Annotated in this window: 11 protein-coding genes; 5 read left to right on the top strand and 6 right to left on the bottom strand. The window is 65.8% G+C overall.

Annotation, left to right across the window (positions count from 1 at the left end):
* Positions 1-127 precede the first annotated feature (127 nt).
* The 3 genes from ACQY5K_RS03155 (at position 128) to ACQY5K_RS03145 (ending at position 4261) form a co-directional block, all read left to right on the top strand.
* The gene (locus tag ACQY5K_RS03155) at positions 128-910 is read left to right on the top strand and encodes an enoyl-CoA hydratase/isomerase family protein (protein WP_428119983.1); all 783 of its coding nucleotides are present in this window, start codon (positions 128-130) and stop codon (positions 908-910) included.
* A gap of 71 nt (positions 911-981) precedes the next feature.
* Positions 982-1899, top strand: coding sequence for a TIGR01777 family oxidoreductase (locus ACQY5K_RS03150; RefSeq protein ID WP_428119981.1), 918 nt, complete (start codon positions 982-984; stop codon positions 1897-1899).
* 76 nt (positions 1900-1975) lie between these two features.
* Positions 1976-4261, top strand: coding sequence for a penicillin acylase family protein (locus tag ACQY5K_RS03145; protein WP_428119979.1), 2286 nt, complete (start codon positions 1976-1978; stop codon positions 4259-4261).
* A gap of 43 nt (positions 4262-4304) precedes the next feature.
* On the opposite strand, the gene proX (ACQY5K_RS03140) is transcribed toward ACQY5K_RS03145, so the two are convergent.
* Together proX (ACQY5K_RS03140) and ACQY5K_RS03135 are read right to left on the bottom strand one after the other, a co-directional pair.
* Positions 4305-5306 carry a glycine betaine/L-proline ABC transporter substrate-binding protein ProX gene (proX, locus tag ACQY5K_RS03140; RefSeq protein WP_428119977.1) on the bottom strand — a complete coding sequence of 334 codons (1002 nt, stop codon included), beginning with the start codon at positions 5304-5306 and terminating at the stop codon, positions 4305-4307.
* 125 nt (positions 5307-5431) lie between these two features.
* Positions 5432-7258 carry a BCCT family transporter gene (locus ACQY5K_RS03135; RefSeq protein WP_428119975.1) on the bottom strand — a complete coding sequence of 609 codons (1827 nt, stop codon included), beginning with the start codon at positions 7256-7258 and terminating at the stop codon, positions 5432-5434.
* Positions 7259-7449: 191 nt separating this feature from the next.
* Between ACQY5K_RS03135 and proX (ACQY5K_RS03130) the strand changes: the two genes are divergently transcribed.
* Complete coding sequence (gene proX / locus ACQY5K_RS03130; RefSeq protein ID WP_428119973.1) at positions 7450-9543, top strand: glycine betaine/L-proline ABC transporter substrate-binding protein ProX; 2094 nt, start codon at positions 7450-7452, stop codon at positions 9541-9543.
* 65 nt (positions 9544-9608) lie between these two features.
* Here proX (ACQY5K_RS03130) and ACQY5K_RS03125 read toward each other — a convergent pair whose 3' ends face one another.
* The 3 genes from ACQY5K_RS03125 to ACQY5K_RS03115 all read right to left on the bottom strand — a co-directional run bounded on the left by ACQY5K_RS03125 (position 9609) and on the right by ACQY5K_RS03115 (position 12960).
* Entirely contained in the window at positions 9609-10484 is an 876-nt protein-coding gene (locus ACQY5K_RS03125) for an alpha/beta fold hydrolase (protein ID WP_428119971.1), read from the bottom strand.
* Positions 10481-11764 carry an LLM class flavin-dependent oxidoreductase gene (locus ACQY5K_RS03120; RefSeq protein WP_428119969.1) on the bottom strand — a complete coding sequence of 428 codons (1284 nt, stop codon included), beginning with the start codon at positions 11762-11764 and terminating at the stop codon, positions 10481-10483. The genes ACQY5K_RS03125 and ACQY5K_RS03120 overlap by 4 nt, the downstream gene beginning before the upstream one ends.
* A gap of 71 nt (positions 11765-11835) precedes the next feature.
* Positions 11836-12960, bottom strand: coding sequence for an acyl-CoA dehydrogenase family protein (locus ACQY5K_RS03115; RefSeq protein ID WP_428119967.1), 1125 nt, complete (start codon positions 12958-12960; stop codon positions 11836-11838).
* Between the two features lie 49 nt (positions 12961-13009).
* On the opposite strand from ACQY5K_RS03115, the gene ACQY5K_RS03110 reads away from it, so the two are divergent.
* Positions 13010-14374 carry a M20/M25/M40 family metallo-hydrolase gene (locus ACQY5K_RS03110; RefSeq protein WP_428119965.1) on the top strand — a complete coding sequence of 455 codons (1365 nt, stop codon included), beginning with the start codon at positions 13010-13012 and terminating at the stop codon, positions 14372-14374.
* A gap of 92 nt (positions 14375-14466) precedes the next feature.
* On the opposite strand, the gene ACQY5K_RS03105 is transcribed toward ACQY5K_RS03110, so the two are convergent.
* On the bottom strand, positions 14467-15210 hold the full coding sequence (locus tag ACQY5K_RS03105) for a hypothetical protein (protein ID WP_428119963.1): 744 nt from the start codon (positions 15208-15210) through the stop codon (positions 14467-14469).
* Positions 15211-15242: the final 32 nt, after the last annotated feature.

The following is a 15242-nucleotide window of genomic DNA, read 5'->3' as shown; positions in this document are numbered from 1 at the left end:
CGGCGCACACTCAGCCCGAACATGGCGGTGTTGCCAGAACGGTGCTGCGGTCACGCTAGTTCGGCCAGCGCTAGCGTGAGCCGCCGACCGGAGGCACAGCAGCCGCCGCGACGACGGAGGAACACCGATGGCAGACGGACTGAGGGTCGAGCGCGATGGGCGCGTCGGTGTGGTGGTCATGGACCGTCCGCCGCACAACTTTCTGAGCTACCGCCAGGTGCATGACATTGCTGACGCGCTGGTCGAGCTGGAGCGCGACACCAGCATCGGATGTGCCGTCCTCGCCGCAGCCGGGCGATCGTTCTGCGCCGGGGCCGATCTCGGCGGCGATGGCGTCGGCGGCGGTGCGGAAGAGAAGGTGGGCGGCGAGGCCACCTTGATGCTGTACCAGGGTTCGGGCCGGCTGTTCGACGTCACCTTGCCGATCGTGGGTGCCATCCATGGTCCGGCCATCGGCGGCGGTCTGGGTCTGGCGATGGTGCCGGACATCCGCATCACCTGTCCCGAAGCTCGCTTCTGTGCCAACTTCGCTTCGCTCGGCATTCATCAGGGCTTCGGCATGAGCGTGACACTGCCGGCGCTGCTCGGTCCCGAACGCGCCGCGAAGGTGCTGCTGGGGGCCAAGCGCTACAAGGGCGACGAGGCCGTCGAGCTGGGTCTCGCCGACGAGTGCGTCCGGGCCGATCAAGTACGCGATCGGGCAATCGAGGTCGCTCGCGAGATCGCCGCGAACGCCCCGCTGGCGGTGCGCTCCATCAAGGCCACGCTGCGTCTGGGCCTCGGTGACCGCGTCCGAGAGATCACCCGGCGCGAGGCCGCCGAGCAGCTCCGCCTGGGGGGTACCGAGGACGCCAAAGAAGGCATGGCCTCCGTCTCAGAACGCCGTCCCGGCAGATTCCAAGGTCGCTAGCCAAGGCCGCTCGACCGCCCAGATCTGCTGCCGTCCGCCGCCGCGACATTGCGGGGGTGCGGACTTGCGACATGATGAGTGACATGCGAGTGGCGATCACCGGCGTGCGAGGGCTCATCGGAGGCGCGCTCGCGGCCAGCTTGCGGGCGGACGGCCACGACGTCGTGGGGGTGTCGCGCCGCGCCAATCTCGCCGAACCGACAGTGGAGTGGGACGTCGAGTCCGGAACGATCGAGGTCGAGGCGCTCGAAGGGCTCGATGCGATTGTGCACCTAGCCGGGGAGGGCATCGCAGGGCGGTGGACCTCTGCTCGCAAGTCGGCGATCATGTCGAGCCGCGTCGAGTCGACAAAGTTGCTGGCGGGTGCTGTGTCACAACTTGATGCCAAGCCGTCGGTGTTCGTGAGCGGTTCTGCGATTGGCTTCTACGGCAGCCGGGGCGATGACGAGCTCACTGAGCGGTCATTGCCGGGCGACGGCTTCCTGGCTGACGTGTGCAAACGCTGGGAACTCGCTGCGGCACCCGTCACGGACGCTGGCGTGCGGCTGATGCGCATCCGAACTGGTCTGGTCGTGGGCCCTGGGGCCGAGGCGCTGCGACGGATGGTCCGCATCACCAAGCTCGGCGCTGGCGGTCCGCTCGGACGAGGCCAGCAGTGGTGGAGCTGGATCAGCCTCGACGATGAGGTGAGGGCCATCCGGCACCTCATCGATGCCGAAAGCGTCGTTGGGCCGGTCAACCTGACTGCGCCGAACCCGCTCCGCCAACGTGACTTTCAGCGCGCGTTGAGCAAGGCGCTCAAGCGGCCGTCGCTCATGCCCGCACCCGGCTTGGCAATACGTGCTGCGCTGGGGGAGATGGGCCAAGCACTGCTGCTCGACTCGGCGCGAGTCGTTCCGGACGCACTCGTCGACAGCGGATTCGGGTTCGCGCACCCGGCGCTGGCAGACGCGCTCGACGCGGTGCTGCGAAGCCCGACTGCTCGCTGAGGGGACACAGCGCGGGTCGACAATTGTGGCCAGAACCACCTCGCAGCGACCGGACCGCCGCCGTAGCTTGGCGTCCATGGCTGAGCCCATCACATCGGACAGCGAGACACCGGCAGGGGCGCTCGGCGCGACGATTCGGCGAGACACCTGGGGTATCGCCCACGTCGACGCGCCCTCGCCAGAGGCTGCTTTCGCAGCGCAGGGCTGGGTGGCTGCCGACGATCGCATTTGGCAGATGGAATGGGACCGGCGTCGCGTACTGGGCCGGTGGGCTGAGGTTGTCGGCATGGCCGGAGCCCGCGAGGACGCCTTCTTCCGACGGCTTGGACTCGCCGACATCGCCCGGGCCGACTGGGAGGCCCTCGCGCCGCGCACACGTGCGATGACCGAGGTGTATGCAGAGGGTGTGAACCGGTGGCTGGCTGACCACGCTGAGGCGCTGCCGCCCGAATTCGATCACCACCCGGCGCCGCCCGAATTGTGGGAGCCGTGGCACTGCGTGGCCGTCTACAAGCTCCGCCACATCTTCATGGGAACGCTCACTCGCAAGTTGTGGCGCGGGCGGATCATGGCCCAAGCCGGACCCGAGGCAGTCATGGCGACCGTCGGTGACATCACCGCCGACTCGGCGATACTGCCCGGCGGCGGCCCGGGACCCGATCTGCTGGGTGACGCTGCCGCAGTTCTCGACACAGCGGCAAGCGATATGGCCGCGCTGGCTGCGGCGATGGACGCCGACGGGGCTTCCAACTCGTGGGCGCTTCGCGGCGACCGCACGGCCAGCGGCAAGCCGCTGCTCGCCGGAGACCCTCACCGGGGCATCGAATTCCCGAACGTGTACCACCAGTGCCACATCACCTGCGACGACTTCGACGCCATCGGGATGGGCTTTCCGGGCGTTCCCGGCTTTCCTCACTTCGGCCACAACGCCGAGGTCGCGTGGTGCATCACGCACGGCATGTGCGACGACACAGACGTCTTCGTCGAGCGATTCGGACCCATTGAATCGGATGGCGAGTCCACCCAGATGCAGTGGCGAACCGAGACGCTTCGCATCCGGGGCGAGGGCGATGTCGACGTGCTGTGCGGCACGACGCCCCGCGGACCTGTGGTCCTCGGCGACCCTGGCGACGGCGTCGCGCTGTCGATGATGTGGACCGGCATGTACGGCGCCGACACCACGCTCGACGCGCTGTGGCCCATGCTCGAAGCCGACTCGGTTGACGAGTCGATCGAAGCAGCTCGCCCCTGGGTGCTGCCGGTCAACAACCTGCTCGTGGCCGACCGCGCCGGCAAGATTGCGTTCAAGATCCGGGGCCGGGTCATTGAGCGTTCGCCCGCAAGCAGATGGACCCCGGTTCCGGCGACTGACGAGTTCGCGTGGGACGGTCTCGAAGCCGTGCCGTTCGAGCAATTGCCCGAGTCGTCCGATCCGCAGCGGGGCTTTCTCGTCACTGCCAACAACCGGACTGCTGACGCAGGGCCGTACATCTCGCTGGACTACGCCGGCCCGGCCCGGCACGACCGTGTCTGCGAGCTGATCGCGCCGATGTCAGACGCAACCGTGGCGGACATGGCCAGCGTTCACGCGGACGTGACGTCGCTGGTCGCGCCCAAGGTGCTCGATCTTGTGTTCGAGTACGGCGTGGAGTGTGGCCACGAGATGGCGAATGGGCTGCTTGACATGCTCGCCGCCTGGGACCACCGCATGACCGCCGAGTCTGCGGCCGCGACCGTCTATGCAGTGATCAAACGGCGTCTCATCGAGGCGATCACCGAGCGGCTCGGCATTGCCGGCGCTGAACTCGGTGCCTCCGGGTGGCCGCCCGCTGCCGAAGCCAGCCGCATGGCCGCCGGAGCTGCAGTTCGCATGATCTGCGAGCGGCGGTTCGACGTCGTGCCCGGTCTTGACAATCCGATCGGGCTGCGCATGGCGGTCAGTGCGTGTGTCGATGAGACGGCGGCCGAGCTGAGCCAGCGCCTCGGCGGTGATCCCCAGACGTGGGCGTGGGAGCGGCTGCACCGTATGGCCTCGCCGCACCCACTCGCCTCGGCCCTCCCGTCGGCCCGCGAGCTGCACCCGCCCGTCGACGGCTGCGGGGGCGACGCGGACACGGTTCGCCAAGGCGGGACAGCTCCTGAGACCGGTGAGCGAGCCATTCACGGTTCGTGCGCCCGCTATGCGTTCGATCTCGGCGATTGGGACAACTCGGGCTGGGTGGTGCCGCACGGTGTGTCCGGTGTCCGCGGCGGCGACCACGACCTCGATCAGCGCAGCGCCTGGCTCGCCTGCGACCTCATCCCTATGGCCTTCAGCGCTGAGGCGGTGGCAGCAGTGACCGCCGATATGCGAGACATCTAGGGACTCGCCGAAGTTGCTGACTTTCTGGCCGGGCGCAGCCCACTCAGCCCCTAGCGGTCTCCAACCAGCCGTCCACTGTCGCCCGGTTATCAGCGATCCACTTGGCGGCGTCGGCGACGATCTGCTCTTCGGAGTAGTCCCGCTCGGCGCCAGCCATCAGGGCATTTTGGACGGCGATGTCGGCCAGCGGGATGGTCACGACCTCAAGCAGGCGCCGTATGTCGGGATGGTCGGCAAGGAGGTCCTCGTGCGCGACTGCGCGGATGCTGCTGACCGCCCAGCCAAGATTGCACGGATCAGCCGCGCAGCCGTCGAGGCCCTCCACCAGAGTCAGGCCCTCGTCGTCCTCGATGGCTGATGACTCCAGCCAGACGGCATCGACGCCGGGCCGAAGGGCCTCGAAGGTCCAGTTCGGCGTCCAGGCGTAGAACAGCGCTGGCTCGCCCGCTGCTATCGACGCTTGGACACCGGCCACGAGATCGCCGTAGTCACCGACGACCTGCTCAACGTTGCCGCCCCAGTCCAAATCCGCGATGTGCGATTCGATGACGGAGTTGCAGCCCCAGCCTTCATTGCATCCGATCAGGTCCGCGAGGCCGTCGCCGTCATGGTCGAATACTTCGGCGACTGAGGGATCGGCCAGCTGGTGCATCGACGTGATTCCCATGCTGTCCGCCGTGGCCTTGTCGATCATGTATCCCTGCAAGGCCCCTGAACGCACCTGGTATCCCACAGGCTCGATCGGAAGCTCGACCGACTGCCCGGTGACGCGCTCGGCTTCCAGGTAGATGTCGTGAATCGGGAACCAGCCGTTTGCCCAGAGGTCGTACTGGCCGTTGCCGAGCGCCGGGTAGAAACCGTTGGGGTCCAGCGTGTGCTCGGCGGGATCGGTCACCGAATAGCCGAGCTCGGTGAGCAGCTGCGCGTAGATCGCGGCCTGCATATGGCCGCTGTCCCAAGTTGCCCGAGCGATGGCAATCGTGTCGTCGTCTTCGATTGTGCCGCACGCCGAGAGCACCAGTGCCGCTGCGCCGAGCACGGCCACGAGCCGGGCGATAGCTCGGCGGCGAGGACGGCGATGCGTCCGGTCGAGACCAGTTGCTCCGAGTGGGCTTGTTTGTATGTGGCTTGCAGCGGGCATCTCGGGCCTCCAGTGCGCGTGCCTCTGAGTTACTTCTTCAGCCCCGCGGCGAGGCGGGACTTCAAGGTGTCGATGAGTCCTTTGTGCTGTGATCGGAAGATCACCTCGTCGTAATGGCTTTCGAGCAAGTCCAGTTCTTCGTCGAACGCCTTCTTCATGCTCCAGCACATGACGAGCAATATCACTGCGAAGGGCAATCCGGTCGCTACGGCCGCGGTCTGCAGCGCCGACAAGCCTCCGCCGAGCAGCAGGACGACTGCGACGGCTCCCTCCATGATCGCCCAGAACACTCGCTGTGGCTTGGGGGAGTCGAGCTTGCCTCCAGAGGTGAGATGGTCAACCACCAACGATCCTGAGTCCGAGGACGTCACGAAGAACGAGACCAGCAGCAGCACCCCGACCAATGACACAAATCCGGTCAACGGGAATGCCTCGAGCATGTCGAACAGGGCCGTAGCGACGTTCTCGTTGACAGCGGTCGCCACGTCTCGCTCACCGCTCAGCTGGAGGTCGATCGCCGAGCCGCCGAAGACGGCCATCCATAAGAAGCACAGGATCGACGGCAGGAAGATGACGCCCGTCAGCAGCTCCCGCACGGAACGTCCTTTCGAGATCCGGGCGATGAACATCCCGACGAACGGCGACCACGAGATCCACCATCCCCAGTAGAAGATCGTCCATCCGGCCTGCCAGCTGGTGCCGGTGAAGGCCTCGTTCCAGAAGGCGAACTCAGGAAGGACTTGGATGTAGTAGCCGAGGCTCTGGGTGAACAGCGACAGGATGAACAATGTCGGGCCGACCAGGAGCACGAAGATCAGGAACGCGCCAGCCAGGTAGATGTTGATCTGGCTGAGCCGCTTCACCCCGGCATCAAGGCCCGCGACGACCGAGATTGTGGCGAGGCCGGTGATTACTGCGATCAGCAAGATCTGGAAGCCGGTGCCCTCGGGCAAGCCAAACAGCTTGTGGAGTCCCGCAGCGGCCTGCCCCGCACCGAAGCCGAGCGATGTGGCCAACCCGAACAGGGTTGCCACCACCGTCAGAGTGTCAATGGCGTGGCCCCAGTTGCCGTAGATCTTCGGGCCGAGGACCGGGTAGAAGATCGATCGGAACGTGAGCGGCAGCCCTCGGTTGTAGGCGAAGAAGCCGAGGGCGAGAGCTACCAGACCGTACAAGGCCCAGCCGTGTATGCCCCAGTGCAGATAAGTGGTGGCCAGGGCCGCTTTGCCCGCGGCACCCGTGCCCGCTTCGACATCGAACAACGGCGGCGGCGAGCTGAGGTGGAAGATCGGCTCTGCGACTCCCCAGAACATCAGCCCGATCCCGAGACCTGCTGACAGCAGCATCGCGTACCAGGCGCCGGTGGAGAACTCCGGCCGGGCGAACGGACCGCCGAGCTTGATCTTGCCGTACCGGCTGAAAGCGAAGTACAGCGCTACACCGACGAAGATGTTGAAGTCGAGTATGTACAACCAGCCCAGCTTGGTGTTGATGAAATCGAGGATTGCGCTGAAGGCACCGGCGGTCGCTTCGGTGAACACGAGCGAAAGGGTGATGAAGACGGTGAGGAATCCAGCTGCCCAGAAGGTCACTTGCGGGTGGATGTCGAAGCCCACCCGGACGATGTTGCGGTCGCCGGGCTCCCGGTCTGCGACCTCTGGATAGAAGTCGATGTCGGGGTCGACCTGCAGCCCCTCGAAGGGCTTGCGATTTTGGATCGCCTCGCGTCGAAGCTCCTCCTCCTGCACTTCCCAGTCGTGGAGCGCCAGAGTCGCCTCGGTCAAATCGATGTCGGTGTCGTCGGGACTGCGATGGATCCGCGGATCCGCTGGAGCCCCGTCGGCGTCGTCGTCCATGACGGCCCCCCTTTGGGTGGTCTTTGCTTGGTCCGGAAGCTCGCATGCCCCGCGGCGCGAGTCCGAACTGGCCCAAACGTCAACCTAGTAGAGTCGCGCGTGGCCCCTTGGACGGGGCTCAATGCGACCCCCCCTTGGTGCGGCCGAAACGCAAGTGGTCGGTCGTCCCGCCGCAGGCCAGCCAGCGCCCGATGTCTGCTGAGGTGCCGTCCATGCGCCGAGCATTCGCCGTCTTTGTCGTACCGCTTGTGGCGTTGCTGCTCGTCGTGTCCGATGCCGGGACTGCGGCCATCGCTCAGCAGGAGCCCCGGGTTCGGTTGGCACGAGCCACGTGGGACACCGGCTGGTTCCAAGCGGAGGTCTATCGGCTCCTGCTCGAGCGCCTGGGCTACCGCGTGGACGGTCCGGTGACGATGGACAACGCGGATTTCTACACCGCCGTCGCTGCCGGAGACGTGGACTTGTGGGCCAACGGCTGGTTCCCGGCTCATGACGTCTTCATTGCTCCCGATGCCCCGGTGACCAAAGTCGGCACGACGGTGGACGATGGGGCCCTGCAGGGCTATTTCATGGACGCGGCCACTGCGCAAGCTCACGGAATCTCAAATCTGGCCGAACTCGCCGACCCGGAGATCGCAGCGCTGTTTGACCGCGACGACGACGGCCGAGCTGAACTCATCGGCTGTGACGCAGGGTGGTCGTGCGCTGCGACCATCGACCATCACCTGCGCGCCTACGGGCTGTCGGAGACAGTGGAGCAGGTTCAAGGCGACTACTCGCCGCTCATCGCTGAAACCATCGACCGCTACGAGGCCGGGCAGCCGGTGCTGTATTACACATGGACACCGAACTGGACCGTCGGCGCGCTCGTCCCCGGCGTCGATGTGGTGTGGCTCGAGACCCCCTTCCCGTCGCTGCCCGAAGATCAGGCAGCGGCCCTCGACGCAACGTCCATCGCCGGCATCAGGGGCTGCGCCAACGACCCATGCGCAGTCGGCTGGCCGCCCAATGACATTCGGGTGGTGGCCAACTCCGATTTCTTGGACGCCAATCCGGGGGTACGCCGACTTGGGGAGCAGGTCGTCATTCCGCTCGAGGACATCTCTGCGCAGAACGTTCGCATGGTGAGCCACGGTGGCGACCCCGAAGACATACGCCGACACGCTCAGGAATGGGTGGACGCCAACGCGGGCGCCGTCGGGCGCTGGCTCGAGACGGCCTCGCCGGGCGCAGTTACCTACGAAGATGCGTCCGCAGACGGGGCCAGTGACGGGGGGACCCTGCGGGTTGTGGCGCGCACGCTCCCGCCGTTCGTGATCTACGCAGACCGCGCCTACAGCGGCTTCGAGGTAGAGCTCGTGCGCCTGCTGGCGGCGCGGTTGGGCATGTCGGTGGAGATCGACGCGGTGGACACCGTCGCCAAACAGATCGATGACATCACCAGAGGCGTCGCCGACGTGGGGATCGGAGGCACGGCCATCACCGAGTCGCGCGAGCAGATCGTCGACTTCTCGCTGCCGGTCCTGGACTCGGGTTTGACGGTGATGACGTCAACGCAGCGATCTCATGGCTTCGGGCAGCGAATCATGTCGTTCCTACGGGCAATCTGGTCCTCGGACCTGCCATGGCTGCTCGTTGTGTTCGGTATTGCCGTGCTGTTGGCTGCTCATCTGATCTGGTGGCTGGAGCGCCGGCAAAACCCTGACTTTGGCGAGCGGTATCGGCATGGCATTTGGGACTCGCTCTACTGGTCAGTGGTGACCATGAGCACTGTCGGCTATGGCGACAAAGTGGCCCGGGGCTCGCCTGGTCGGGTTGTCGCGCTGGTGTGGATCGCTCTTGGGACGCTCGTGTTCGCCAGTTTCACCGCGTCCATTGCATCGTCGCTGGCGGTCAGCGAGCTGCGGGGAGACATCGCTGGACCGTCCGACCTTCCTGGGAACCAAGTGGCCACCGTAGAGGACTCAGCCGCGCACGCCTACCTTCCGTCGATCGGCGTCGGTCCGGTCGTCGTGACCGATGTCGACGACGCCTACGCACTCTTGGACCAAGGAGAGGTGGATGCCATTGTGTTCGATGCACCGGTCCTGCACTTCCGAGTCGCTCACGAAGGCCAAGGCCGGTTCTTGACCGTCGGACCCGACTTCGACAAGGTGCAGTACGGGTTCATGCTCAACGAAGCCGACGCCGAGCTACGCGAGCAACTCAACATCGCGTTGCTGGAAATGAGCGAAAACGGCGTGTACCGCCAGCTTCACGATCGCTGGTTCGGCGCCGACAACTGAGCACTGCCCGCCGCGGGCAACGGAGCGTTCGCGTGCGCCACTGCGCGATCTCCGACGCTTGACGCTTACCGGCGCAGGTGAGCTGTGATGGCGTCGACGGCGGCGGCGGGCTGCTCATACGGGAGCATGTGACCGGCCCCGTCAACGAGGCGGACCGACGCGTCGGGCAAAGCGGCTTGCCAGGCATCTGCATAGGCGGGCGGAATCAGTCGGTCCTGCCGACCCCATACAAGCAGCGTCGGCACCGTTGCGCGATAGGCGCGTTCGGAGAAGCGCCGGTTGGGGATCGGAAACAGGATCTTGCCGGCCATGCCTTGCTGGCGAGCCCTGGCCACCATGAAGCGGGTGAGCGTGGCGTTGTCGGAGAAGTCGGCACCCCCGGTAAGGACTTCCTCTCCCACGTTGGGGTCGGCGAAGAGCACCTCGGCCAACTGGTAGGGCAGCATCGCGAAAATGTCGGGGATCGGGTGATCCGCCAGCCACATCCCTGCCGGGCACATCAGCGCCATTCGGCCCACAGACTGCGGTGCAAGCGCCGACATCTCGGCTGCGATCATGCCGCCCATCGAGTGGCCCACGAGGTGAAGGCCACCGTCGACCAAACCCATCTCGGTCGCGACGTCCCAGCCGTGCAGCGCGAAGTCGAGCATGTCCGACAGGCGATCCTCGTCGGTGTGCTCGCTCCAGGCGGGCCAAACCGGGGCCACGACCCGGAATCCCGCGTCGACCAGCCCATCGAGCACGGGCTCGTTCGCCAGCCATCCGCCGGCACCGTGCAGCGCGAGCACCGTGGCGGTGCTCGCGGCGGCGCCTGCGGCAGGTTCGTAGACGCGCACGGGTGCAGTGACCGAACGCCGGGTCGTGACGACGACCTCGCTGAACGCCATCTCGCTGAACAACCCAGTGGCGGCCTCGGCAGTGGCGGTCTTGGGCGCAGTCATGCCGAAGCTCCGCCGTTCGCCTCGGGATAGCGGCGGGCATCGGGGAACGTCTGTTCAGGCCGAACCCGGTCTTCCAGCGGCTTGCACCACCAATCGGATGCATCTGCGAACTGGTCGCCCCAGATGTCGCGCAGTCCCGGCATGACCTTCTCGGCGAAGAGCTGGCTCGAATAGCGGGTCTTCCAATCCGGCATGTTCCCCATATGCAGCAGGCAGAACACGGTGCCAACGCGCAGGCGCTTGATCATGTCCTCCGTGCGCTCTCGGACCGTGTCAGGCGAGCCGGCGATCACGTAGCCGCCCTCGACGAGGTCCTTCCAGGTCAGTCGCTTGAACAGCGCCTGGTTCTCCTTGCGGAACTGGTCGAGCTTGCCGGCCTGGATGGTCTTGACGGTTCGGTAGCCGGGCGGATCGGCAAACCCTGGAAACACGTGCAGGCAGCGGTTGAAGAAATACAGCATGTGCTCGCTGTACAGCTCTTCAGCCTCTTCATCGGTGGCGGCGGTGCAGATGATCTGCGCAAAGCCGGCTCGGCCGGGCGTCTCGCTCTTGTCCATTTCCGCGACCCGGTTCCAATAGCCGTCCATGAGGGTCTGGCCCGCCAGATAGCCGTTGAAGCTCAGGTACGAGTAGTTGTAGTCACGCTCGAGGCAGAAGTCCCATGTCTCGATCGAGCCACCGCCAGGGATGTAGATCGGCGGGTGCGGCTTCTGGATCGGCTTCGGCCAGCAATTGACGTACCGCAGCTGGTTGTACTTGCCGTCAAAGGCGAAGACGTCGGGGTTCGTCCACGCTTCCATGATGAGGTCGTGGGCCTCGTAGTACTTCTCGCGGGTCAGCGCGGGAATCTGACCGTAGGTGAAGTTGGTGTCCATCGGCGTGCCGACCGGGAAACCCGCCACCAACCGACCACCGCTGAGGCAGTCGAGCATCGCGAACTCTTCGGCGACACGGTGCGCCGGGTTGTACAGCGCGATGGAATTTCCGATCACGCAGATGGCAGCCTGCGAGGTGCGTCGCGCCAGGCCCGCTGCGATGATGTTCGGGCTCGGCATGATCCCGTAACCGTTCTGGTGGTGCTCGTTGACGCCGATGCCGTCGAAGCCGAGTTCATCGGCGAACTCGAGCTGGTCCATGTACTCGTGGTAGACGCCGTTCGCCCGCTCAGGATCGAACAGCGAGCTGTCGATGTCGACCCAGACCGATCGATGCTCGGTCTTGAAGTCGTCGGGCAGGTCTGGCCATGGCATCAGGTTGAACCAGCAGAACTTCACGGTCACGTGTGGTCTCCTCGATCAAGGGTTGCGGGCAGGTGTGACGGCCAAGTGTTGCGGCCAGTCTCTGGCGGACTCTACGCAGAGGGCTCGCGGGGCAGTCCCAGCACTCGTTCGCCGATGATGTTGCGCTGGATCTCGCTCGTGCCGCCGGCGATGCGCATTCCCGGCGCGTATAGGAAGGCATCGGTCTCGGTGCCCGCCAGCATCGCGTCGGCGCCGCGCAGGCTGGTTCCGACCGCAACCTCGTCGTAGCCGAGTTCGCTGTTGGCGAGTTTCGACACGGGAGCCATGCGCGGATCAGCACCGTGCAATTCCATCAATGCGGCCAGCGCACGCCCGCGTGCAAGCAGATCGGCCACAGACTGCCGCCCCAGCGGGCCGGCATTGCCCGCCGCGTCGACCATCTGCGCTAGGCGCTTGCGAAGGCTGATGACACCCGAGGACCCTGCACCGCTGCGCTCGTCTTCAAGCACGGCCATAGCCACGCCCCAGCCGCCGCCTCGGTCGCCCAGCAGCGCTTCGGCTGGCACACAGACGTCGTCGAAGAACACCTCGCAGAACTCCCGATCGCCCGTCATCTGCTGGATCGGGCGCACTTCGACACCCGGGAGCTTCATGTCCAGCAGGAAAAAGCTGATGCCGCGGTGCTTCGGCGCGTCGGGCTCGGTGCGCGCCATCAGGATGCCGTACTCGGCGAACTGGGCGTTCGAGGACCACACCTTCTGCCCGTTGAGCACGAATCGGTTGCCGTCAGGCACCGCTGCGGATCCGAGTCCGCCGAGATCGGACCCCGCACCAGGTTCGCTGAACAGCTGGCACCAGAGCATCTCGCCCGTGAGCGTGGGCCGCAGGAACTCTTCTCGCTGTCGTTCGGTGCCGGTGCGCATGATTGCTTCGCCTGCCAGCACGATGCCTTGCAGGTTCAGGTACGGCGCGACGCCGGCGCGCTCGCATTCCTCCATCCATACGCCTGTGTGTGCACGGGTGAGGCCGCGGCCTCCGTGTTCGGCGGGCCAATGCAGTCCGGTCCAACCGTGGTCGTAGCAGTATCGCTGCCAGCGTCGGGCCGGCTCGTGGAGCGCAGGCACAAGAATCGCTCCGTAGGCCCCGCAGGCGGCGCCAGCGTCGGTTGCCTCTCGCAGGAAGAGCGCCGTTTCGGCGCGGAATTCTCTCAAACCGGCCTCGGTGGCGGTTTCCATCGGCCACACGGTAGCCGTGGGCCCAGGCAGCGGCCGTAACATCGCTCCTATGGGCGACCTGAGCCACACCAATCCCGCGTTGACCAACCAGACCGTCGATCTGCTGGCGCAGATGATCCGAAATGCCTGCGTGAACGACGGGACTGTCACCTCCGGCGAGGAGATCCGCAACAGCGACCTCCTGCAGACTCTTGTTGAGGGCCCTGGCGTGGAGGTCGAACGCTTCGAGTCAGAACCCGGACGCCGCTCGATGGTCGCTCGCATCGAGGGCAGCGATCCGAGCGCCCCCAAGCTCTGTCTGATGGGCCACACCGATGTCGTCCCCGTCAACGCAGACGGGTGGAGTCGGGATCCCTTCGGAGGCGAACTCATCGACGGTGAGGTCTGGGGCCGCGGAGCCGTCGACATGCTGAACCTCACCTCGTCGATGGCGATTGCATTCCGCCACATAGCGGACAGCGGCTTTCGTCCGACGGGCGATCTCATCTATTTCGGCGTGGCTGACGAGGAAGCTGGCGGTACCTACGGCGCCAAGTGGATGGCCGAACACCATTGGGACGCGATCGCCTGTGACTACGTCCTCACCGAATTCGGCGGCATCCCCACGCACACGCCGCAAGGAACGAAGCTCACGCTCTCAGCAGGGGAAAAAGGCCTCGGGTGGCGGAGGCTCACGGTGCGGGGGACCCCCAGTCACGGCTCGATGCCGTTCGGCACCGACAACGCGTTGATCAAGGCGGCCGAGATCGTGCGGCGCATCGCCGAGTACCGGCCGGCAGCCCAGCTCACCGAGATGTGGCAGCACCACGTGTCGACGCTGAACGTGGACGACGAGACACGCGAGGCGCTGCTGGATCCCCGACGTGTGTGGGACGCCGTCGCGAGGATTGAGTCGCCCGGTCTCGCCCGCCACCTGCATGCCTGCAGCCACACGACGTTCAGCCCGAACGTCGTCACGGGCGGCGACAAGACCAACATCATCCCCGACCGGGTCGAGATCGAAGTCGACATCCGTACCGCCCCAGGCGATCCCACCGTCGTGGACGATCACCTGCGCGCCGCACTCGGCGACCTGTTCGACGAGGTCGAGATCGAGCATCTCCATGACGATCCAGCGAGCTTTTCGCCGACGAATACGCCGATGTGGCAACTCTTGGGGGAATTGATGGCGAAGGCGCATCCCGGCGCTGTGCTGATGCCGCAGCTGATCGTCGGTGCCACCGACGCTCGCTTCTTCCGGCACAAGGGCGCAGTTGCCTACGGTGCTGGGCTGTTCAGCGACCGGGTGAACTCAAGCGACTTCATGACGCGCTTCCACGGCAACGACGAGCGCGTCGACATCGACTCACTGGCGCTGACCACTCAGCTGTGGATCGACGTGGTCCACCACCTGGGCGACGCCGTCTCCCGCTGAGACTGACTGGGCCAGCTTGGGTCGGGGCCCGCTGAGACTGACTGGGCCATCTGGGCCGCAGGCGGCTGTTGTGCCGGCAGAAGCCCGGTTGCTCAGCCGGTGCAGGCCACTCGTGGTTCGATGTGTGGCAGCCGGCCTGAACGAAGGGATGTCACCGCGCCCGCCTCGTCGACCTCCCACACGACTCGCTTATCGATATCTGGAGTATCGACGGGGACGTACTGGATTGCCGCCAGACCGGGACCGTCTTCGATCCGGTCGCCGAACGCTTCGACGATCTGACTCCGAGTGGAGCCGATGCCGTAGCCCGAGATCGTGGTGATCGGACCGGAATCGATGTCGACGCGCACGATCTCGGAATTGACAGCGAGGAACCGGACACCTTCGGGGCCGTTCTGGACCGTGTAGTAGCGGCACGAATCAGTGCCGCCAGGAACGGCGATCAACAGGGCTCCAGCAGCCGTTCGCGCGTCTTCGAGCGAGTGCCCGATCTGGATCGGGCCCAAGCCAGCTGTCGACAGCTTCGACTCGGTGCTCACGCTCGGGCCTTCGGGCTCTTCGTCGGTGCCGGACATGGCGTCGCCGGCGACCGTCGTGGGCGTTGCTGCAGTGACGATGCTGGGATTGCTGTCGTCCATCGACATGTCTTGGTCCATGGCGGTGGTGGTCGTCGTGTCGGTGGTGTCACTGCTGAGCAATCCGCACGCGCTGGCGAGCAGCGCTACGGCGCCCGCTGCAGCGAGAACACGCCACGCGGCGGGCCGCTGCCGGGTCCTACGGTTGCTGCGGCTGTCGAGATGTTGCACGGCGAACGCCCTTTGTCGGGATGGCGGCATCCATTTGAGAGTACCGAACAGCGCTCGGGTGC

The organism is Candidatus Poriferisodalis sp. (assembly GCF_965262965.1).
Taxonomy (GTDB): Bacteria; Actinomycetota; Acidimicrobiia; order Acidimicrobiales; family Poriferisodalaceae; genus Poriferisodalis.
This window is presented reverse-complemented; position numbering and strand designations above follow the sequence as displayed.